20 protein-coding genes are annotated in these 21,277 nt (G+C 61.1%); 12 read left to right on the forward strand and 8 right to left on the reverse strand.

Annotation, left to right across the window (positions count from 1 at the left end; genetic code table 11):
• Position 1: 1 nt before the first annotated feature.
• Positions 2 to 370: a succinate dehydrogenase, hydrophobic membrane anchor protein gene (gene sdhD, locus CQ041_RS07915; RefSeq protein WP_016974690.1), complete on the reverse strand. Its 369-nt coding sequence runs from the start codon at positions 368 to 370 to the stop codon at positions 2 to 4.
• Positions 364 to 774: a succinate dehydrogenase, cytochrome b556 subunit gene (sdhC, locus tag CQ041_RS07920; RefSeq protein WP_177429371.1), complete on the reverse strand. Its 411-nt coding sequence runs from the start codon at positions 772 to 774 to the stop codon at positions 364 to 366. The genes sdhD and sdhC overlap by 7 nt, the downstream gene beginning before the upstream one ends.
• A gap of 331 nt (positions 775 to 1,105) precedes the next feature.
• Here sdhC and gltA point away from each other — a divergent pair, with 331 nt between their 5' ends.
• Positions 1,106 to 2,395, forward strand: coding sequence for a citrate synthase (gltA, locus tag CQ041_RS07925; RefSeq protein WP_003210575.1), 1,290 nt, complete (start codon positions 1,106 to 1,108; stop codon positions 2,393 to 2,395).
• 327 nt (positions 2,396 to 2,722) lie between these two features.
• On the opposite strand, the gene CQ041_RS07930 is transcribed toward gltA, so the two are convergent.
• The 3 genes from CQ041_RS07930 to CQ041_RS07940 form a co-directional block, all read right to left on the reverse strand.
• Positions 2,723 to 4,381, reverse strand: coding sequence for a cation acetate symporter (locus CQ041_RS07930; RefSeq protein ID WP_105522265.1), 1,659 nt, complete (start codon positions 4,379 to 4,381; stop codon positions 2,723 to 2,725).
• Positions 4,378 to 4,689 carry a DUF485 domain-containing protein gene (locus tag CQ041_RS07935; RefSeq protein WP_016972153.1) on the reverse strand — a complete coding sequence of 104 codons (312 nt, stop codon included), beginning with the start codon at positions 4,687 to 4,689 and terminating at the stop codon, positions 4,378 to 4,380. The genes CQ041_RS07930 and CQ041_RS07935 overlap by 4 nt, the downstream gene beginning before the upstream one ends.
• Positions 4,690 to 4,945: 256 nt before the next feature.
• Positions 4,946 to 5,797 carry a glycine betaine ABC transporter substrate-binding protein gene (locus tag CQ041_RS07940; protein WP_105522266.1) on the reverse strand — a complete coding sequence of 284 codons (852 nt, stop codon included), beginning with the start codon at positions 5,795 to 5,797 and terminating at the stop codon, positions 4,946 to 4,948.
• 331 nt (positions 5,798 to 6,128) lie between these two features.
• Between CQ041_RS07940 and CQ041_RS07945 the strand changes: the two genes are divergently transcribed.
• Complete coding sequence (locus CQ041_RS07945) at positions 6,129 to 7,682, forward strand: glycosyl hydrolase family 17 protein (protein WP_105522267.1); 1,554 nt, start codon at positions 6,129 to 6,131, stop codon at positions 7,680 to 7,682.
• A gap of 87 nt (positions 7,683 to 7,769) precedes the next feature.
• Here the strand turns inward: CQ041_RS07945 and CQ041_RS07950 are convergent, their stop codons facing one another.
• A complete protein-coding gene (locus CQ041_RS07950; protein ID WP_105522268.1) occupies positions 7,770 to 8,138 on the reverse strand; it encodes a hypothetical protein in 369 nt (122 codons plus the stop codon).
• A 235-nt stretch (positions 8,139 to 8,373) separates the two neighbouring features.
• On the opposite strand from CQ041_RS07950, the gene CQ041_RS07955 reads away from it, so the two are divergent.
• A complete protein-coding gene (locus CQ041_RS07955) occupies positions 8,374 to 9,672 on the forward strand; it encodes a serine/threonine protein kinase (protein ID WP_105522269.1) in 1,299 nt (432 codons plus the stop codon).
• The gene (locus CQ041_RS07960; RefSeq protein WP_105522270.1) at positions 9,665 to 10,453 is read left to right on the forward strand and encodes a VacJ family lipoprotein; all 789 of its coding nucleotides are present in this window, start codon (positions 9,665 to 9,667) and stop codon (positions 10,451 to 10,453) included. Before CQ041_RS07955 ends, CQ041_RS07960 begins: the two co-directional genes overlap by 8 nt.
• 56 nt (positions 10,454 to 10,509) lie before the next feature.
• On the opposite strand, the gene CQ041_RS07965 is transcribed toward CQ041_RS07960, so the two are convergent.
• Entirely contained in the window at positions 10,510 to 11,424 is a 915-nt protein-coding gene (locus tag CQ041_RS07965; RefSeq protein WP_105522271.1) for a DUF808 domain-containing protein, read from the reverse strand.
• A gap of 133 nt (positions 11,425 to 11,557) precedes the next feature.
• On the opposite strand from CQ041_RS07965, the gene CQ041_RS07970 reads away from it, so the two are divergent.
• The gene (locus CQ041_RS07970) at positions 11,558 to 12,163 is read left to right on the forward strand and encodes a TetR/AcrR family transcriptional regulator (protein ID WP_105522272.1); all 606 of its coding nucleotides are present in this window, start codon (positions 11,558 to 11,560) and stop codon (positions 12,161 to 12,163) included.
• A 127-nt stretch (positions 12,164 to 12,290) separates the two neighbouring features.
• Here the strand turns inward: CQ041_RS07970 and CQ041_RS07975 are convergent, their stop codons facing one another.
• On the reverse strand, positions 12,291 to 12,731 hold the full coding sequence (locus CQ041_RS07975; RefSeq protein ID WP_105522273.1) for a heme-binding protein: 441 nt from the start codon (positions 12,729 to 12,731) through the stop codon (positions 12,291 to 12,293).
• A 256-nt stretch (positions 12,732 to 12,987) separates the two neighbouring features.
• On the opposite strand from CQ041_RS07975, the gene gcl reads away from it, so the two are divergent.
• From gcl to CQ041_RS08010, 7 genes are all read left to right on the forward strand, one after another.
• Positions 12,988 to 14,763: a glyoxylate carboligase gene (gene gcl, locus CQ041_RS07980; protein ID WP_105522274.1), complete on the forward strand. Its 1,776-nt coding sequence runs from the start codon at positions 12,988 to 12,990 to the stop codon at positions 14,761 to 14,763.
• 10 nt (positions 14,764 to 14,773) lie between these two features.
• Positions 14,774 to 15,556, forward strand: a complete 783-nt coding sequence (gene hyi, locus CQ041_RS07985; RefSeq protein ID WP_105522275.1) for a hydroxypyruvate isomerase — start codon at positions 14,774 to 14,776, stop codon at positions 15,554 to 15,556.
• A 56-nt stretch (positions 15,557 to 15,612) separates the two neighbouring features.
• Positions 15,613 to 16,503, forward strand: a complete 891-nt coding sequence (locus CQ041_RS07990; RefSeq protein ID WP_105522276.1) for a 2-hydroxy-3-oxopropionate reductase — start codon at positions 15,613 to 15,615, stop codon at positions 16,501 to 16,503.
• Between the two features lie 179 nt (positions 16,504 to 16,682).
• Positions 16,683 to 17,963, forward strand: a complete 1,281-nt coding sequence (locus CQ041_RS07995) for a glycerate kinase (protein WP_105522277.1) — start codon at positions 16,683 to 16,685, stop codon at positions 17,961 to 17,963.
• The gene (pyk, locus tag CQ041_RS08000; RefSeq protein WP_105522278.1) at positions 17,953 to 19,368 is read left to right on the forward strand and encodes a pyruvate kinase; all 1,416 of its coding nucleotides are present in this window, start codon (positions 17,953 to 17,955) and stop codon (positions 19,366 to 19,368) included. Before CQ041_RS07995 ends, pyk begins: the two co-directional genes overlap by 11 nt.
• A gap of 106 nt (positions 19,369 to 19,474) precedes the next feature.
• Positions 19,475 to 20,350 carry an urea transporter gene (locus tag CQ041_RS08005; RefSeq protein ID WP_105522279.1) on the forward strand — a complete coding sequence of 292 codons (876 nt, stop codon included), beginning with the start codon at positions 19,475 to 19,477 and terminating at the stop codon, positions 20,348 to 20,350.
• 31 nt (positions 20,351 to 20,381) lie between these two features.
• Complete coding sequence (locus CQ041_RS08010; protein ID WP_105522280.1) at positions 20,382 to 21,206, forward strand: ion transporter; 825 nt, start codon at positions 20,382 to 20,384, stop codon at positions 21,204 to 21,206.
• Positions 21,207 to 21,277 lie beyond the last annotated feature (71 nt).

Raw genomic sequence — 21,277 nt, forward strand, 5'->3', positions numbered from 1 at the left:
ATCAGATACCCCAAAGAATCTGCACACCCCAGACGAAGTAAGCGAACATCGCGACGCCGCAGACTGCCTGGAAGAGGAAACGTACTGCGGTCGCGGACTTGCCCAGCGCCATCGGCGTCAGGTAGTCGGTCGCGATGGTCCACATGCCGACCCAGGCGTGTGCGCCCAGGGCTACAAGGGCCAGCAGACTGAAGATTCGCATCGCATTGTGGGAAAACAGGCCATGCCATTGCTCATAGCTGATGCCTGGATTGGCGACGAGGTATCCGATCAGGAAGATGAAATAAGCCGCGAGAACGACCGCAGACACACGTTGTGCCATCCAGTCATAGAGGCCCGAACGCGAAAGGTTCGTAACGCTGGTTACCATATCCAAACTCCTGCCAGAACGATCAGCACCACGGAAATGGCGATGATGATTTTCGAGCCCAGGCGGCCGCCTTCCAGCGTCTCACCGATACCCGCATCCATGATCAAGTGGCGCACACCGGCAACCAGGTGATACAGCAGAGCGGACAGGAGGCCCCATGCTACGAACTTGGCCAGCGGGCTGGTCAAGCATGCCTTCACCTCGGCGTAACCTTCCTCGGAACCCAGGGATTTGCTCAATGCGTAAAGCATGATGCCCAGGCCCAAAAACAGGATGATGCCGGAAACACGGTGCAGGAACGACGTAACGCCGGTGATGGGGAGTTTGATGGTCCTTAGGTCTAGGTTTACAGGTCGTTGGCTATTCTTCACGGCTTTTTTTTCACACTGAAGAGCCCCTAACAATCAGGGCAAAGTTGTAGGGGAGTGCACTGGTCAGGTAGCACCACCCAGGGAGTGCGACCCCCAATGAAAGCAAGCCCAAAAGCCCTTGGCGGTCGGTGGCCGAGTATAGACAGTTAGGTTACTAATGACAACGCGCCTGCCTCACCCTAATAGCGGATTGCGCTGGCGGGATAAAAGGCGTAAATGGCAGTCAATTTCGAGGAAAAAGTCCGGTTAAAGCCTTCTGGTGCAAGACTTTAGGCAAATTGACATCTGGATTTATATCAATATAGTGGTGCGGGCCCTGCGTGGGGGGTCTGTCTGATGATTTGAAGCATAAATAGGAGGCCACATGGCTGACAAAAAAGCGCAGTTGATCATCGAGGGCGCAGCCCCCGTCGAGCTGCCCATTTTAACCGGCACCGTTGGTCCCGATGTTATCGACGTACGGGGCCTGACGGCCACGGGCCGTTTCACTTTCGACCCAGGCTTCATGTCGACCGCCTCTTGCGAGTCGAAGATCACCTATATCGACGGCGACAATGGCATTCTGCTTCACCGCGGCTACCCGATCGAGCAACTGGCCGAGCAGTCGGACTACCTGGAAACCTGCTACCTGCTGCTAAATGGCGAACTGCCAACAGCCGAGCAGAAAGCCCAGTTCGTCAGCACTGTGAAGAACCACACCATGGTTCACGAGCAGTTGAAGACTTTCTTCAACGGTTTCCGTCGCGACGCCCACCCGATGGCCGTCATGTGCGGTGTGGTCGGCGCCCTGTCGGCCTTCTATCACGACTCCCTCGACATCAATAACCCGCAGCATCGCGAAATCTCCGCGATCCGCCTGGTTGCCAAGATGCCGACCCTGGCCGCAATGGTTTACAAGTACTCCATGGGCCAACCCATGATGTACCCGCGCAACGACCTGACGTATGCGGAAAACTTCCTGCACATGATGTTCAACACACCGTGCGAGATCAAACCGATCAGCCCGGTGCTGGCCGCTGCGATGGACAAGATCTTCATCCTCCACGCCGACCACGAACAGAACGCCTCTACCTCTACCGTACGTCTGGCCGGTTCTTCGGGTGCCAACCCGTTCGCCTGTATCGCCGCCGGTATCGCCGCACTGTGGGGCCCTGCCCACGGCGGTGCGAACGAAGCCGTCTTGACTATGCTCGATGAAATCGGCGATGTCTCCAACATCGACAAGTTCATCGCCAAGGCCAAGGACAAGAACGATCCGTTCAAGTTGATGGGCTTCGGTCACCGGGTCTACAAGAACCGCGACCCGCGCGCCACCGTCATGAAGAAGACCTGCGACGAAGTGTTGAAGGAACTGGGCATCAAGAACGATCCGCAACTCGAACTGGCCATGCGCCTGGAAGAGATCGCCCTGACCGACCCGTACTTCATCGAACGCTCGCTGTACCCGAACGTCGACTTCTACTCGGGGATCATCCTCAAGGCGATCGGCATTCCAACCAGCATGTTCACCGTGATCTTCGCCCTGGCGCGGACCGTGGGCTGGATCTCCCACTGGAAAGAAATGCTCTCCAGCCCGTACAAGATTGGCCGCCCGCGCCAGCTTTACACCGGCTACGAGTCGCGTGACATCACCAAGCTGGAAGATCGCAAGTAAGCATCGCTTAGTTGCACTGAAAACGGCCTCCCTCAGCGGAGGCCGTTTTTGTTTGTGCAGGGTTCGGGAGACTGTGCTGCCTGAACTGGCCCTATCGGGGGCAAGCCCACTCCCACATTGACCGCATTCACACAGTTTGGCGTGTGAACACAGCCAGTGCGGGAGGAGGCACCCACCCTGCAGTGTGTTAACCCTTTGGATGTGTAAACACAGTCAAATGTGGGAGGGGGCTTGCCCCCGATAGCAATAGACCACCCACCCCACAACCCCCAGGCAAAAAAATACCCCGGTCTTTCGACCGGGGCATTTCTTGTTCAGCGACAACCCTTAGTGGTCAACCGCCCCACTTGCCCCCAGGCCAGTCTGCGAACGCACAAACTGCGGGAAGTACAGCGCACGCTCTTTCTCTGCCGCCGCCGACTTGTCGGTGATGGAGAAGAACCAGATACCGACGAACGCAATGATCATCGAGAACAGTGCCGGGTACTCGTAAGGGAAGATGGCTTTTTCGTGGTGCAGGATCGAGACCCAGATGGTCGGACCCAACACCATCAGGCCCACGGCACTGATCAAGCCCAGCCAGCCGCCAATCATTGCACCGCGCGTGGTGAGGTTTTTCCAGTACATGGAAAGCAGCAACACCGGGAAGTTACAGCTGGCGGCAATGGAGAACGCCAGGCCGACCATGAACGCAATGTTCTGGCTTTCGAACAGGATACCCAGGCCGATAGCCAGCACGCCCAACGCGATAGTGGTGATCTTCGATACGCGAATCTCATCCTTGTCGTTGGCCTTGCCTTTCTTGATCACGCTGGCGTACAGGTCGTGGGACACCGCCGAAGCACCGGCCAGTGTCAGGCCGGCAACCACCGCGAGGATGGTGGCGAAGGCCACGGCCGAGATGAAGCCCAGGAAAATACTGCCACCCACCGCATTGGCCAGGTGCACCGCCGCCATGTTGTTACCGCCCAGCAACGCGCCTGCTGCATCCTTGAACGCCGGGTTGGTGCTCACCAGCAGGATCGCGCCAAAACCGATGATGAAGGTCAGGATGTAGAAGTAACCAATGAAGCCCGTCGCGTAGAACACGCTCTTGCGTGCTTCCTTGGCATCGCTGACCGTGAAGAAGCGCATCAGGATGTGTGGCAGGCCAGCGGTACCGAACATCAGTGCCAGGCCCAGCGAGAACGCGGAGATCGGATCTTTCACCAGGCCGCCGGGACTCATGATCGCCTCACCTTTAGGGTGAACCTTGATCGCCTCAGAGAACAGCGCGTTGAAGTCGAAGTTCACGTGTTTCATGACCATCAGCGCCATGAACGAGGCGCCGGACAGTAGCAACACTGCCTTGATGATCTGTACCCAAGTGGTTGCCAGCATGCCGCCGAACAACACATAGAGCACCATCAGGATGCCCACCAGGATCACCGCCACGTGGTAGTCCAGGCCGAACAGCAGCTGGATCAGCTTGCCCGCGCCCACCATCTGCGCGATCAGGTAGAACGCCACCACCACCAGCGAGCCACAGGCTGACAGGCTGCGAATCTGGGTCTGGCCCAGGCGATAGGACGCCACGTCGGCAAATGTGTACTTGCCCAGGTTGCGCAGGCGCTCGGCGATCAGGAACAGAATGATCGGCCAGCCCACCAGGAAGCCGATCGAGTAGATCAGGCCGTCGTAGCCGGAGGTGTAGACCAGCGCGGAAATCCCCAGGAAGGACGCCGCCGACATGTAGTCACCGGCAATCGCCAGGCCGTTCTGGAAACCGGTGATCTTGCCGCCGGCGGCGTAGTAGTCGGCCGCCGATTTGTTGCGCTTGGACGCCCAGTAGGTGATGCACAGGGTGGCACCGACAAACGCGACAAACATCACGATGGCCGATACGTTCAGGGGTTGCTTGTGCACTTCACCGGTCAATGCGTCCGCAGCCCAGAGAGCTGGAGCAAACAACGAAGCGCCCAATACTGCCAGTAGACGCCGGATCATTGCGCAGCCTCCTTGAGAATCGCATTGTTCAGGTCGTCAAATTCGCCATTGGCGCGGCGTACATAGATGCCGGTCAGGATGAAGGCGGACACAATCAGTCCGACGCCCAGGGGAATGCCCCAGGTAATCGAGGAACCAGGGCTGAGCTTGGCCCCCAGTACTTGTGGCCCGTAGGCAATCAACAGGATGAAAGCGGAGTAAAGCCCTAACATGATCGCCGAGAGAATCCAGGCGAACCTTTCCCTTTTTCTCACCAGCTCCTTGAAGCGCGGGCTGTTTTGAATCGAGAGGTAAATGCTGTCGTTCATTGTTTTTATCCTCGCAGCACAGCTTTTTATTATTTTGGAACGTATCCACTGTATTCGGCTGCGGGACAGGTTCCAGACGACCTTAGTCTTAGATCGAGTGTAGCGAGGGATTCTGAGGCCGCTGGAGGATTTGCGGGACGCAAAACAATTGTGGGAGGGGGCTTGCCCCCGATAGCAGTGTGTCAGTCAGCACATTTATAGCTGACAGACCGCCATCGGGGGCAAGCCCCCTCCCACAAGGGATGTAGCTGTAGTCTTATTTACCGATCCACTCGGCGACACGCTCAGGGTGCTTGGCAACCCAATCCTTGGCGGCGGCATCAGGCTTGGCGCCTTCTTGAATCGCCAGCATGACTTCGCCGATTTCATCCTTGGAGGCCCACTGGAATTTTTTCAGGAAGGCTGCCACTTCCGGTGCTTTCTTTTCCAGGCCCTTGCTGCCGATGCTGTTCACGGTTTCAGCAGCGCCGTAGATCCCTTTTGGATCGTCGAGGAAACGCAATTTCCACTTGGCGAACATCCAGTGTGGCACCCAACCGGTGACCGCAATGGATTCCTGCTTGTCTTCGGCACGGGTGAGCTCGGCGATCATCGCGGCGCCCGAGCTGGCTTGCAGCTTATAGTCCAGGCCGTAAGCCTTGATGGCTTCGTCGGTCTTGAGCATCACGCCTGAACCGGCGTCGATGCCGACGATCTTGTTCTTGAAGGTGGTGTCGGTCTTGAGGTCTTCGATGGACTTGGCTTTCACGTACTCCGGTACGATCAGGCCAATCTTCGCGTCCTTGAAGTTCGGGCCGTAGTCGACCACTTTGTCCTTGTTCTTGGTCCAGTATTCGCCGTGGGTCACGGGCAGCCAGGCTGAGAGCATGGCGTCGAGCTTGCCGGTGGCCACGCCCTGCCACATGATCCCGGTGGCAACCGCTTGCAGTTTCACGTCATAACCGAGCTTTTGCTTGATCACTTCTGCCGCCACATGGGTGGTGGCAACGCTGTCGGACCAGCCGTCCACGTAGCCGATGCTCAGGGTTTTGCTGTCGGCACTGGCCAGTGTGGAGCTCATCGCAACTACCAAAGTGGCAGCTGCGCCCAAGAGTCGTCGCATCTTCATCGTACTTCCCCGAAAGTGCTGCGCCCGACGGATGCCGAGCGACGTCAACCTGTTGTTATGTGGTGCACCGCGCCCCCTTCACGCGCATCGAACCGACTGCCACGGCATCAGTGGAGTGCTGACAGGTCGATCATCGACCTGCCGGGACTTGGAACCTGCTCTGTCAGCGACCTTGCGCAAGCAAGAAACGACATCACAACGCCAGCAGGTCGCTTTGCAGGACATGGCGCCAAAATCCCGCCCGAACTTTGCATGTCAAAATTATGCTGCCCCACTGGGACAGACCAATTCCGGGTAAGATGCGCGCCTTTGCTCCCCAGATAAGCCGACCATGCCCGCGACTGCCCGCTTCCCTGCCCTGCCCTATTTGTTTGCGCTGCTCATCGGCCTGCTGGCGCTGATTGGCTACTGGTACGGCCTCGGCCGCCCCGTGGTGTTACCGGACGTGGCCAGCGCCAGTCACAAGATGCAGTGCGCGTCCTACACCCCGTTCGACAAGGACCAGTCCCCTTTCGACCAGCCCTTCACACTGCGCCCCGAGCGCATGGATGCGGACCTGGCCTTGCTCGCCACACGCTTTGAGTGCATTCGCACCTACTCCATGACCGGCCTGGAAGCCTTGCCGGACATGGCACGCAAGCATGGGTTGAAGGTCATGGCGGGGGCCTGGGTCAGCAGCGATCCCGTGGCCACGAAAAAAGAAATCGAGCAAGTGATCGCCTCGGCCAATGCCGCGCCCGACATCGTGACCTCGGTGATCGTCGGCAACGAAGCCCTGCTGCGCAAGGAAGTAACCGCACCGCAACTGGTGAAGCTGATCGAGACGGTCAAAGCCCAGATCCAGCAGCCAGTGACCTACGCCGATGTGTGGGAATTCTGGCTGCAACACCCGGAAATCGCCCCGGCAGTGGACTTTCTCACCATCCACCTGCTGCCGTATTGGGAAGATGACCCGTCGGGCATCGACCAGGCGCTCAAGCATGTGGGCGAAGTGCGCCAGGTCTTCGGCAACAAATTTGCGCCCAAGGACATCCTGATCGGCGAAACCGGCTGGCCCAGCGAGGGCCGCCAGCGTGAAACCGCCGTGCCGAGCCGGGTCAACGAGGCCAAGTTCATGCGCGGCTTCGTGGCCATGGCTGAAGCCAATGGCTGGCGCTACAACCTGATCGAAGCCTTCGACCAGCCCTGGAAGCGCGCCAGCGAAGGCGCGGTCGGCGGATACTGGGGCCTGTTCGATGCGGATCGCCAGGACAAGAGCATCCTCGCCGGGCCGGTCAGCAATGTGCCGTACTGGCCGCTGTGGCTGGGGGTGGGCGGGATTATCCTGTTGGGCACGTTGGTGGTCGGTGGGCATGTTCGCACCCCGCGCACCGCCCTGGCCCTGCCCTTGCTGGGCGCGGTGGCTGCCTGTTCCATCGGCAGTTGGGCAGAACTGACCCGCCTCACCGCGCGCTTCGCCGATGAATGGGTGTGGGCAGGCTTGCTGCTGGTGTTGAACCTGTTGGTGCTGGCGCATGCCGCCCTGGCCTTGAGCGCCCGCGAAGGCTGGCGTGAACGGGCATTCAACTGGCTGGAGCAACGCGCTGGCTGGCTGGTGGCATTTGCCGGATTTGCCGGCGCGGTCATGATGCTGGCGCTGGTGTTCGACCCGCGCTATCGCAGCTTCCCAAGTGCCGCGCTGGTGCTGCCGGCACTGGTTTACCTGGTGCGCCCGGTGACAGGGCCGCGTAGGGAGATTGCCTTGCTGGCCTTTATCATCGGCGCCGGCATTGCGCCGCAGCTGTACCGTGAAGGCCTGTTGAACCAGCAGGCTTGGGGTTGGGCGGTGGTCAGCGTGTTGATGGTTGTAGCGATGTGGCGCTGCTTGCGGGTGCGTAAGGCTTAAGGTCGCTATCGGGGCAAGCCCCCTCCCACACTTGACTGTATTCACCAATCAACATGTGGGAGGGGGCTTGCCCCCGATGAGGCCCGATCAGGTGACCCGAGGACTACGGACCAACCGCAACCCCGCAATCACCAGCGCGAACACTGCAAACCCGGTGTTGTACAACGCCAATGCCGGCAACCCGAACATCATCCCCAGTACCGCCAACCCCCATCCTGCACGGCCCGGCACGCAAAATGCCAACACCGACGTGATCAACGCCGCCCAGCCCAGCACCTTGAAGTGAATCATCCACCCCAGGTTGCCACGCAGTTGGCACTCCCAACGGCTGGCCTCCTGCGCGCACAGGCCCACCCAACGACCATCCTCCATAAACCCGTAGCGTGCGCCATAACTGGCGGCCAGCCATAACGGCAGGGCGATAAGCAGCAAAATCAGCGGCAAGCGACGGGACATGGGGCACTCCGATAGGCAAAAACGGCGCTCAGCTTAATGCCCCGGCAGCGGTTGGCAAGGCGCATACACACAATTAGTGTTCATCAACGCGTGGCAAAGTGTATCGTCTGGCTACTATTACCCCGATTCCGACGTTTTTTCCGACTTTTCGTGCCGAGTCATGGCACTTCGGCGAAAGCACGGTGGTCATAGCCTGCGAACTTCATTCAGCACGTTTCCTCTTAGGGATTAAGTCATGCTCCGTTCCTTGCGCTGTGCTGCCCTGCTGGGCAGCCTATTTCTGAGTGCGTCAGCACTGGCCGTCGATATTGACCAAGCCACCTATGGCTACCCTTTGACGAACCCGTTCGAAGCGACCATCGCCACGACACCGCCCGACCTTCGGCCCAAACTGCCAAGTGACGACGAGATCAACCAATCCGACTACACCCTGAACATGCGCCCCGAGCGTGAGTTCAGCCTGCCGGACAACTTCTGGGCGGTGAAGAAACTCACCTACCGCATCGCCAAGCAGGACCACGCCGCACCGCTGATCTTCCTGATCGCCGGCACCGGCGCGCGGTTTGACAGCAGCCTCAACGAATACCTGAAAAAGCTGTACTACCAGGCCGGTTACCACGTGGTGCAACTGTCGTCGCCCACCAGCTTCGACTTCATCAGTGCGGCCTCGCGTTTCGCCACTCCCGGGATCACCCAGGAAGACGCCGAAGACATGTACCGCGTGATGCAGGCCGTTCGCGCGCAGAACGCCTCGCTGCCGGTGACCGACTTCTTCCTCACCGGCTACAGCCTGGGTGGCCTGGACGCGGCCTTCGTGGCCAAGCTGGACGAAACTCGCCGCAGCTTCAACTTCAAGAAGGTGTTGCTGCTGAACCCGCCGGTCAACCTCTACACCTCGATCACCAACCTCGACAAGCTGGTACAGACCGAGGTCAAGGGCATCAACAACACCACCACATTCTATGAGCTGGTGCTGAACAAACTGACCCGGTACTTCCAGCAAAAAGGCTACGTCGACCTCAACGACGCCCTGCTCTACGACTTCCAACAGTCCAAACAGCACCTGACCAACGAACAGATGGCCATGCTGATCGGCACCTCGTTCCGTTTCTCGGCGGCCGACATTGCCTTTACCTCGGACCTGATCAACCGTCGCGGCCTGATCATCCCGCCCAAGCACCCGATTACCGAAGGCACCAGCCTCACGCCGTTCCTCAAGCGCGCGCTGCAATGCGACTTCGACTGCTACCTCACCGAGCAGGTGATCCCGATGTGGCGCGCCCGCTCCGACGGCGGCAGCCTGTTGCAACTGGTTGACCAGGTCAGCCTGTACGCCCTCAAGGACTACCTGCACAACAGCCCGAAAATCGCGGTGATGCACAACGCCGACGATGTGATCCTGGGCCCTGGCGACCTCGGCTTCCTGCGTCAAACCTTCGGCGATCGCTTGACCGTCTACCCACTGGGCGGCCACTGCGGCAACCTCAATTACCGCGTCAACGCCGACGCCATGCTGGAGTTCTTCCGTGGCTAAATATCTTCTGCTGCTTGCCGCCATGATGTGTGCAGGCGTGGCCAACGCCGACAACAGCAAGGCCAATGATCCGATTGCGCAAAGCGCCGACGGTTTCAAGGAGCCGCTGACCAAGCTCAAGTTCAACCCTGGCCTGGACCAGCGCGAGTTCGAGCGCTCGACACTGACTGCGCTGAACGTCTATGACCCGCTGGAAGCGTGGAACCGTCGCGTCTACCACTTCAACTACCGCTTCGACCAATGGGTGTTCCTGCCCGTGGTCAACGGCTACACCTACGTGACCCCGAGCTTCCTGCGCACCGGTGTGAGCAACTTCTTCAACAACCTGGGCGATGTGCCCAACCTGTTGAACAGCCTGCTGCAACTCAAGGGCCACCGCTCCCTGGAAACCACCGGCCGCCTGCTGGTCAACACCACGATTGGCATCGCTGGCCTGTGGGACCCCGCCACCGCCATGGGCCTGCCGCGCCAGAGCGAAGACTTCGGCCAGACCCTGGGCTTCTACGGCGTACCCGGTGGCGCATACCTCGTGCTACCGATCTTCGGCCCGTCGAACCTGCGCGACACGACAGGCTTGGTCGTCGACTACGGCGCAGAGACCCAGATCAACTACCTCAACGTGGCGGAAGTCAGCTCCAACCACCCCGAAGTCTGGGCCCTGCGCGCGGTGGACAAGCGTTATCAGACCAGCTTCCGGTATGGTCAGATGAACTCGCCGTTTGAGTACGAGAAGGTGCGCTACATCTACACGGAATCGCGCAAACTGCAGATTGCCGAGTAATCGGCAGCATAAAAAAAGGCCATTCGTTTGAATGGCCTTTTTTATTGCACGCGCGATCAAGCCTTCGCGGTTTTCCAGAGCCTGCCCACCACGCTGACCACCGCCAGCACCAGGGCCCCCGCGATAATCCCCGCCACACCGTTCAACAGCACCGGAACCAGCCATGCCACCCCACCTGCGCTCAGGCTGACCGTCTCGATCCAGTGGTGCACCGCCGGCACGCCATGGGTGAGAATCCCGCCGCCCACCAGGAACATCGCTGCCGTGCCGATCACCGACAGGCTCTTCATCATGTAAGGTGCCGCGCGCAGGATGGCGCCGCCGATGCTGCGCGCGACCTGGCCGGGTTTCTGCGTGAGCCACAGACCCAGATCGTCCAGCTTGACGATGCCTGCCACCAGCCCGTAGACACCCACGGTCATGACGATGGCAATGCCGGAGAGCACGATGACCTGCTGCATCAGCGGCGCATCCGCCACGGTGCCCAGGGTGATCGCAATGATTTCGGCAGAAAGGATGAAATCCGTGCGGATCGCGCCCTTGATCTTGTCCTTCTCGAAGGCCACCAGGTCGGTGGCCGGATCCGCCACCGCCTCTACCAACTGCGCGTGTTCGGCCTGGTCTTCGTCCTTGCTGTGCAGGAATTTGTGCGCGAGTTTCTCGAAGCCTTCGAAGCACAGGTAGGCACCGCCGAGCATCAGCAATGGCGTGACCGCCCACGGCGCGAACGCGCTGATCAAGAGCGCCGCTGGCACCAGGATCAGCTTGTTGACGAATGACCCTTTGGCCACCGCCCACACCACCGGAATTTCCCGCTCGGCGCGCACGCCTGAGACCTGCTGGGCATTGAGCGCCAGGTCGTCGCCCAGCACGCCGGCGGTCTTCTTCGCGGCCATTTTTGTCATCAGGGCAACGTCATCGAGTACGGCGGCGATATCGTCGATCAATACCAACAAGCTGCTTCCTGCCATGAACCGGTCTTCCATCAGAGTGAGATGCACTGAGCATAACGCGGCGCAGGGCTTTGCGGGCGCCTTGTTGAGGCTCGCGGATAGCCGGTGCTACCATGCGCAACCGCCATAGTGGCAAGGAAATTCCTGGTTTATGAGCAGCATTCGCGAGCGCAACAAAGAAAAAATCCTGCGGGCGGCCAGCGAGGAGTTTGCCGACAAGGGCTTCGCCGCGACCAAAACCAGCGACATCGCCGCCAAGGCCGGGCTGCCCAAGCCCAACGTGTATTACTACTTCAAGTCCAAGGACAACCTCTACCGCGAGGTGCTCGAAAGCATTATCGAGCCAATCCTGGCGGCGTCCACGCCGTTTAATCCCGAGGCTCCCCCCCAAGAAGTGCTAAGCAATTACATCCGCTCGAAAATCCGCATCTCCCGCGACCTGCCGTTTGCTTCCAAAGTGTTCGCCAGCGAAATCATGCACGGCGCCCCGCACCTCAGCGCCGATCAGGTCGAACAGCTGAACGCCCAGGCCAAGCACAACATCGCGTGCATCCAAAGCTGGGTAGATCGCGGCCTGATCGCGGCCATTGACCCCAACCACCTGATGTTCAGCATCTGGGCCGCGACCCAGACCTACGCGGACTTCGACTGGCAGATTTCAGCGGTGACAGGGAAGGCGAAGCTGGATGAGGCTGACTATGAGGCGGCGGCGCAGACCATTATTCGTTTGGTATTGAAAGGGTGTGAGCCGGACTGAAAAACCAAGGTGCCTGTGCCAATCGGGGGCAAGCCCCCTCCCACACTCGACCGGGTACACCCCTTGGAACACGGTTTAATGTGGGAGGAGGTTTGCCCCCGATGAGGCCCTGACAGTCAGCAAAGAATCAAGCAGACACCCCCGCATCCGCCAACAACCCCACCCCCTCGATCGCCGTAATCGCGCACTGCTCATCAATATCCGACGTATCCCCGCTAATGCCGATCGCCCCCAACACCACACCCTGCTGATCCCGAATCAACACCCCACCGGGCGCCGGCACCACGCTGCCCTGCCCCAGGCTGTTCAGCGCCGCGATAAACGCCGGCCGTTGCTGCGCGTCCAGCGCCAAAAGGCGTGAGCCCTTGCCCAACGCAATCGCGCCCCAGGCTTTGCCGATGGCGATTTGCGGGCGCAGCAGGCTGGCGCCGTCCTCGCGCTGCAGGGTGACCAGGTGCCCGCCACTGTCGAGTACCGCGATCGTCAAGGGCGCCGCCGAAATGGTACGCCCGGCATTCAGGGCCTGGCTGGCGAGTTGGGTGGCGATTTTCAAGGTTAAAGCGCTCATGGTGCCGTCCTTCTTTTGTTATTGGGAATGCGGTGGAGCTCTGTTGAATCAGATGCCCGATCAAACAAATAGAACACAATGACATTTGTTTTTGTATACAATATTTTCGCACAAACCCTCCACACGTCGAAAAAGTGCCTTCCGACGAACGCCAAGGCTAGCCAATAAAATGGATTGACCTTCCCCGCTCGGCGTGAATACACTTTGTCCAGACACCACTTGTATACAATTACAAAACGCAAGAGGCACCAAAACCATGAGCAAAATGAGAGCAATCGAAGCCGCCGTTCTGGTAATGCGCCGTGAAGGCGTGGACACCGCTTTCGGTATCCCAGGCGCTGCGATCAACCCGCTGTACTCGGCCTTGCAGAAGGTGGGTGGCATCGATCACGTCCTTGCTCGCCACGTTGAAGGCGCCTCGCACATGGCCGAGGGCTACACCCGCACCAAGGCCGGCAACATCGGCGTGTGCATCGGCACGTCGGGCCCGGCGGGTACCGACATGGTCACCGGCCTGTACAGCGCCTCGGCGGATTCGATCCCGATCCTGTGCATCACCGGTCAAGCACCGCGTGCCCGCATGCACAAGGAAGACTTCCAGGCCGTCGACATCACCAGCATCGTCAAGCCGGTGACCAAGTGGGCAACCACCGTCCTAGAACCTGGCCAGGTGCCTTACGCCTTCCAGAAAGCCTTCTTTGAGATGCGCTCCGGCCGCCCGGGCCCGGTGTTGATCGACCTGCCATTCGATGTACAGATGGCCGAGATCGAATTCGACATTGACGCCTATCAGCCGCTGCCCCTGGCCAAGCCACTGGCCACCCGCGTCCAGGTGGAAAAAGCCCTGGCGCTGCTGGACCAAGCCGAGCGCCCGTTGCTGGTGAGCGGTGGCGGTGTGATCAATGCCGACGCCAGCGAGTTGCTGGTTGAATTTGCTGAATTGACCGGCATCCCGGTGATCCCGACCCTGATGGGCTGGGGCACCATCCCGGATGACCACCCACAGATGGTCGGCATGGTCGGCCTGCAGACCTCGCACCGCTATGGCAACGCGACGATGCTCAAATCGGACGTAGTGCTGGGCATCGGCAACCGCTGGGCCAACCGTCACACCGGCTCGGTGGAGGTGTACACCGAGGGCCGCAAGTTCATTCACGTCGACATCGAACCGACCCAGATTGGCCGCGTGTTCACCCCGGACCTGGGCATCGTGTCCGACGCCGGTTCCGCCCTGACGATGTTTATCGAAGTGGCCCGCGAGTGGAAAGCCGCCGGCAAGCTCAAGGACCGCAGCGCCTGGCTCAATGACTGCCAACAGCGCAAGGCCACCCTGCACCGCAAGACCCACTTCGACAACGTACCGGTCAAGCCGCAACGGGTGTACGAAGAGATGAACCAGGTGTTCGGAAAAGACACGTGCTACGTCAGCACCATCGGCCTGTCACAGATTGCCGGCGCGCAGTTCCTGCACGTCTACAAGCCACGTCACTGGATCAACTGCGGCCAGGCCGGCCCGTTGGGCTGGACCATTCCGGCGGCACTCGGCGTGGTCAAGGCCGACCCGAGCCGCAAGGTCGTGGCGCTGTCGGGCGACTATGACTTCCAGTTCATGATCGAAGAACTGGCCGTGGGCGCGCAATTCAAGCTGCCGTACATCCACGTCGTGGTGAACAACTCTTACCTCGGCCTGATCCGTCAGGCCCAGCGCGGGTTCGAAATGGACTACTGCGTGCAACTGTCTTTCGACAACCTCAACGCCCCGGAACTCAACGGCTATGGCGTAGACCACGTGGCCGTCGCCGAAGGCCTGGGTTGCAAGGCCTTGCGTGTGTTCGAGCCGAGCCAGATTGCGCCGGCCCTGCGCCGCGCCGAGGAAATGATCGAAGAATTCAAGGTTCCGGTGATCGTTGAGATTATTCTGGAGCGCGTGACCAATATTTCGATGGGCACCGAGATCAACGCCGTCAACGAATTCGAAGATCTGGCACTGGTCGGCAACGATGCGCCGACCGCCATTTCCCTGCTCGATTAAGGAGAACCCTATGCCGCGTTTCGCCGCCAACCTGTCCATGCTGTTTACCGAACAGGATTTTCTTGCCCGTTTCAAAGCGGCTGCCGAGGCCGGTTTCCAGGGGGTCGAGTACCTGTTCCCCTACGAATTCAGCTCGGCTGAAATCAAGGCACAACTCGACGCCAATGGCCTGACGCAAGTGCTGTTCAACCTGCCGGCCGGTGACTGGGCCCAGGGCGAGCGCGGCCTGGCGTGCCACCCGGACCGGGTCGAGGAGTTCCGGGCCGGGGTCAACCTGGCCATCGCCTACGCGCAGGTCCTGGGCAACACCCAGGTCAACTGCCTGGCAGGTATCCGGCCGCAAGGCGTTGACGATGAGACCGTCGAGAAGACCTTCGTCGCCAACCTCAAGTACGCCGCCGACAAGTTGCAGGCAGCGGGCATCAAGCTGGTGATGGAGATGATCAACACCCGCGACATCCCCGGCTTCTACCTGAACAACACCGCCCAGGCGCTGTCGATCCGCGAGCAGGTGGGCAGCGCCAACCTGTTCCTGCAATACGACATCTACCACATGCAAATCATGGAAGGTGACCTGGCCCGCACCATGGCCGCGCACCTGAGTGAGATCAACCACATTCAGCTGGCGGACAACCCAGGGCGCAACGAGCCGGGCACGGGGGAAATCAACTATCGCTTCCTGTTCGAACACCTGGACCGCATTGGCTACACGGGGTGGGTCGGCTGTGAATACAAGCCGTTGACCACCACCGAGGCCGGTTTGGGCTGGCTCAAGACCCACAACGCGATCTGACAAACACACCACCTCCCCCATGTGGGAGGGGGTGCACTAACAAGAGGATTTTCGTCATGGCTAAAATCGGATTTATCGGCACCGGCATCATGGGTCAACCCATGGCTGCGAACCTGCAGAAAGCAGGTCACCAACTGTTCCTCTCCGAGCACCACGGCAAGGCCCCGCAAGCCCTGATCGACGCCGGTGCCATCGCCCTGGCCAACCCGCAGCAAGTCGCCCAGGAAGCCGAGTTCATCATCGTGATGGTGCCGGACACCCCGCAGGTCGACGACGTGCTGTTCCGCAAGGACGGTGTAGCCGCCGGCCTGTCGCCGAACAAAGTGGTGATCGACATGAGTTCGATCTCCCCCACCGCCACCAAGGCGTTCGCCGCAAAGATCAACGAGAGCGGCGCGCAGTATCTGGACGCCCCGGTGTCCGGCGGTGAAGTCGGCGCCAAGGCCGGCACCCTGAGCATCATGATCGGCGGCGAGCCGCAGACCTTCGAACGCGCCCTGCCGCTGTTCCAGGCCATGGGCAAGAACATCACCCTGGTGGGCGGCAACGGCGATGGCCAGACCGCCAAGGTTGCCAACCAGATCATCGTCGCGCTGAACATCCAGGCCGTGGCCGAAGCGCTGTTGTTCGCCGCCAAGAACGGCGCCGACCCGGCCAAGGTGCGTGAAGCGCTGATGGGTGGTTTTGCCTCGTCGAAGATCCTGGAAGTGCATGGCGAACGCATGATCAAGGGCACCTTCGATCCGGGTTTCCGTATCAACCTGCACCAGAAGGACCTGAACCTGGCGCTGGCCGGCGCCAAGGAGCTGGGGATCAACCTGCCGAACACTGCCGGCACCCAGCAGGTGTTCAGCACCTGCACCGCGATTGGCGGCGGCAACTGGGACCACTCGGCGTTGATCAAGGGCCTGGAACATATGGCCAACTTCTCGATCCGCGACAAGTAACCCCTGATCTGAAATGCGATCAAAGGTGGGAGGGGCTTGCCCCCGATTGCAGTGGGTCAGCTACAGATGTGCTGACTGATGCACCGCCATCGGGGGCAAGCCCCTCTCACAGTTTGATTGCATTTCAAGGCCTGCCATTGCTGCACCTCTAATAACAAAAAATCCCCGGGAGCCCGCTTATGTCGGTCGATCCACAACACCTGCTTCGCGAGCTGTTTGCCACAGCTATCGACGCCGCCCACCCCCGGCAAGTCCTTGAACCCTACCTGCCCGCCGACCGCAGCGGCCGTGTCATCGTGATCGGCGCCGGCAAGGCGGCTGCCGCCATGGCCCTTGTCGTGGAAAATTGCTGGCAGGGCGAAGTCACCGGCCTCGTCGTCACCCGCTACGGCCATGGCGCGCCGTGCAAGAAAATCGAAGTGGTCGAAGCCGCCCACCCGGTCCCCGACGCTGCCGGCCTGGCCGTGGCCCAGCGGGTGCTGGCAATGATCAGCAACCTCGGCGAAGACGACCGCGTGATCTTCCTGCTTTCCGGCGGTGGCTCTGCCCTGCTCGCCCTGCCGGCTGAAGGCATCACCCTGGCCGACAAGCAAACCCTCAACAAAGCCCTGCTCAAATCCGGCGCGACCATTGGCGAGATGAATTGCGTGCGCAAGCACCTCTCGGCAATCAAGGGCGGGCGCCTGGCGAAAGCCGCTTGGCCCGCCACGGTCTATACCTACGCGATTTCCGACGTGCCGGGCGACCAGGCCACGGTCATTGCCTCCGGCCCTACGGTCGGCGACCCGAGCACCTCGGCCCAGGCCCTGGCGATCCTCAAACGCTACAACATCGATGCCCCCGCCTCGGTGCGCAGCTGGTTGCAGAACCCGGCCTCGGAAACCGTCAAGCCTGGCGACCCGGTGCTCGCCCGCAGCCACTTCCAGCTAATCGCCCGCCCCCAGCAATCCCTGGAAGCGGTGGCGGTCAAAGTCCGCCAGGCCGGGTTCAGCCCGCTGATCCTCGGCGACCTCGAAGGCGAAGCGCGGGACGTGGCCAAGGTGCACGCCGGCATCGCGCGGCAAATCGTGCAACACGGCCAACCCTTGGCGGCGCCGTGCGTGATCCTCTCCGGCGGCGAAACCACCGTGACCGTGCGCGGCAATGGCCGTGGCGGGCGCAATGCGGAGTTCTTGCTGAGCCTCACCGACAGCCTCAAGGGCCTGCCCGGCGTCTACGCCCTGGCCGGTGACACCGACGGCATCGACGGTTCGGAAGACAACGCCGGCGCCATCATGACCCCGTGCAGCTATTCGCGCGCCGAAACGCTGGGCCTGTCGGCCAGTGACGAGCTGGACAACAACAACGGCTACGGCTACTTCGCGGCCCTCGACGACCTGATCGTCACCGAGCCGACGCGCACCAACGTCAATGACTTCCGCGCCATCCTGATTCTTGAGACTGCCAACCATGACGCCTGACAAGAAGGTCAAGATCCTCGCCACCCTGGGCCCGGCCACTGACGGTATCGACGACATCCGCGAGCTGGTGGAGGCCGGGGTGAATATCTTCCGCCTCAACTTCAGCCACGGCGACCATGCCGACCACGCCCAACGCTACCAGTGGATCCGCCAGGTGGAGCGCCAGCTCAACTACCCATTGGGCATCCTCATGGACCTGCAAGGGCCGAAGCTGCGCGTCGGGCGCTTCGCCGAGGGCAAGGTGCAACTGGTGCGCGGCCAGGCACTGCGCCTGGACCTGGACCCGGCGCCGGGCGACCAATGCCGGGTCAACCTGCCCCACCCGGAGATCATCGCGGCGTTGGAGCCGGGCATGGACCTGCTGCTGGACGACGGCAAGCTGCGCCTGCGGGTGATCACCAAACACGCGGACGCCATCGACACCACCGTGCTGAATGGCGGCGAATTGTCTGATCGCAAAGGCGTGAACGTCCCACAAGCCCTGCTCGAACTCAGCCCGCTGACCGCCAAGGACCGGCGCGATTTGAGCTTTGGCCTCGAACTGGGCGTGGACTGGGTGGCGCTGTCATTCGTGCAGCGCCCGGAAGATATCCGCGAAGCCCGCGAGCTGATCGGCGACAAGGCGTTCCTGATGGCCAAGATCGAGAAACCCTCGGCGGTGCAACGCTTGCGGGAAATCGCCGAGCTGAGCGACGCGATCATGGTGGCCAGAGGCGACCTGGGCGTGGAAGTGCCAGCCGAGAGCGTGCCGCAGATCCAGAAGGACATCATCAGCACCTGTCGCCAATTGGGCAAACCGGTGGTGGTGGCCACACAGATGCTGGAGTCCATGCGTTTCTCGCCGGCGCCGACCCGTGCCGAAGTTACCGATGTCGCCAACGCCGTCGCCGAAGGTGCGGACGCGGTGATGCTGTCGGCGGAAACCGCGTCCGGCGAGTATCCATTGGAAGCCGTGCAGATGATGAGCAAGATCATCCGCCAGGTGGAAAATGGCCCGGATTACCAGACCCAGCTGGACGTCAGCCGACCGAAAGCAGATGCGACAGTGTCGGACGCCATCAGCTGCGCCATCCGGCGCATCAGCAGCATCCTGCCGGTGGCGGTGCTGGTGAACTACAGCGAGTCGGGCAGCTCTAGCCTGCGCGCGGCGCGGGAGCGGCCGGTGGCGCCGATCCTCAACCTCACGCCCAACCTGTCTACGGCGCGGCGCTTGAGCGTGGCGTGGGGGGTGCATTCGGTGGTCAATGATCGGCTGCGCCAGGTGGATGAGGTGTGTTCGACGGCGCTGGAAATCGCCCAGGCGCAAGGCATGGCGCAGCGTGGGGATACGCTGGTGATTACCGCCGGGGTGCCGTTCGGGCAGCCGGGGTCGACCAACTCACTGCGTATCGAAACCCTACTGTAGGAGCGAGCTTGCTCGCGAAAAACGTTAACGATGACGCGGGCATGCTGAATGCACGCGGCGCTCTCAGGTTTTTCGCGGGCAAGCCCGCTCCTACAGGGAGTGTGCCATGCACAACCAGACCTGCCCCGACTGGGCCGAAGCCTTGCTCAACGGCTTCAGCCAGATCTTCCTGCAACGCCATCCGCTGTGCGGACTTTTGTGCCTGCTGGCCATCCTGATCGGCGCCCCGGCGTTGTTCGGCGGGGCGTTGCTGGGTGGCGTGGCGGGGTTGCTCACGGCCCAGCGCCGGGGTTATCCCAAAGCCGAGCGCCAGGCAGGGCTGTACAGCTATAACGGCGTGCTGCTGGGAGTGTTGATCAGCCAGCAGTTCGCCTGGTCGGCGTTGTTGCCACCGCTGATCCTGGCGTGCGGCGGGCTGGCGGCGATGCTCACGCGCCAATGGTTGAAGCACGCGACGCGGCCAGAGAGCCTGCCGGTCTACACCGCGCCGTTCGTGGGCCTTGGCTGGTTACTGCTGGGCACGGCCGCGGACAATACCGTTGCCCTGGTGACCCCGGACATCCTTGGCATCCTGGCCGCACCGTTCACCGGGCTCGCGCAAATCATGCTGCTGGACCAGCCCCTGGCCGGCCTGTCGATTGCACTCGGCCTGTGGCTGGCCAATCGGCGTGCCGCGCTGTGGGCCTTGATGGGCGCAAGTGCCGGCGTGCTCTTCGCCTTGCTGCACGGCGAAGCGGCCGGCGCCCTCCTCGGCCTGCACAGCTACAACCCGGCACTCGCGGCCCTGGCGTTGAGCCACGCAGGCCGACGACCCTGGCTGCCGCTGCTCGGTATCGCCCTGGCAATCCTGCTGACCCCGGGCTTTGCCGGCCTGCACCTGCCCACGTTGACCGCGCCCTTCATCCTCGCCTGCTGGCTGGTGCATGCGGGCGTGCGCATGCTTCAGAAACCGCGCATGGACAGCCCCTTCGAATCCCCCTAGGCTTGCTCGATATCAGTTTCAGGCGGGCTTTATGGACAGCAACAACGACTGGCGCCAACGGCTCTACGTCATGGTTTTTCAAAGTGATACGGCAGCGGGGCGGCGCTTTGACGGCATCCTGCTGCTGATCATCCTCGCCAGTCTGGTGATCGTGATGCTCGACAGCATCGACGAGATCCACCAGAACTACGCCGACGTGCTGGCCTACATCGAGTGGGGCTTCACGCTGATCTTCGCCATCGAGTACGGCTTGCGGCTGTACTGCTCGCCCAAGCCGTTGCGCTATGCCTTCAGCTTCTACGGGCTGGTGGACCTGCTGGCCATCGTACCCGGCATCCTCGCCTTGTATTACAGCGATGCGCAGTACCTGTTGATCATCCGCATCATCCGGATGCTGCGGATCTTCCGCGTGCTCAAGCTCAGCCCCTACCTCAAGCAGGCCAACTACTTGATGGCGGCGCTGCGTGGCAGCAAGCAGAAAATCGTGGTGTTCCTGGTGAGCGTGTGCACCCTGGTGACGGTGTTCGGCACCTTGATGTACGTGATCGAAGGCCCGGAACACGGGTTTACCAGTATTCCCAAGGGTATCTATTGGGCCATCGTCACCCTGACCACCGTGGGCTTTGGCGACATCGTGCCGAAAACGCCGCTGGGCCAGGTGATTTCGTCACTGGTGATGATCACCGGCTACTCGATCATCGCCGTGCCCACCGGGATTTTCACCGCCGAGCTGGCCAGTGCGATGCGCGGTGAACAACTGCAGCATGACTGCCCGGTGTGCAAGAAAAACACCCATGAGCCGAACGCCGCATTCTGTTCGCGCTGTGGGAATAATCTTTTCCATAAAGCGGAATAAGCAAAGTACGTTTTAATCTTTAAACGTCTATGCGCGCCCGGCTATAGTCGCTGGCAAATTGCCGTCACTTA

Source organism: Pseudomonas sp. MYb60 (assembly GCF_002979555.1).
In the GTDB taxonomy this organism is placed as follows: Bacteria; Pseudomonadota; Gammaproteobacteria; order Pseudomonadales; family Pseudomonadaceae; genus Aquipseudomonas.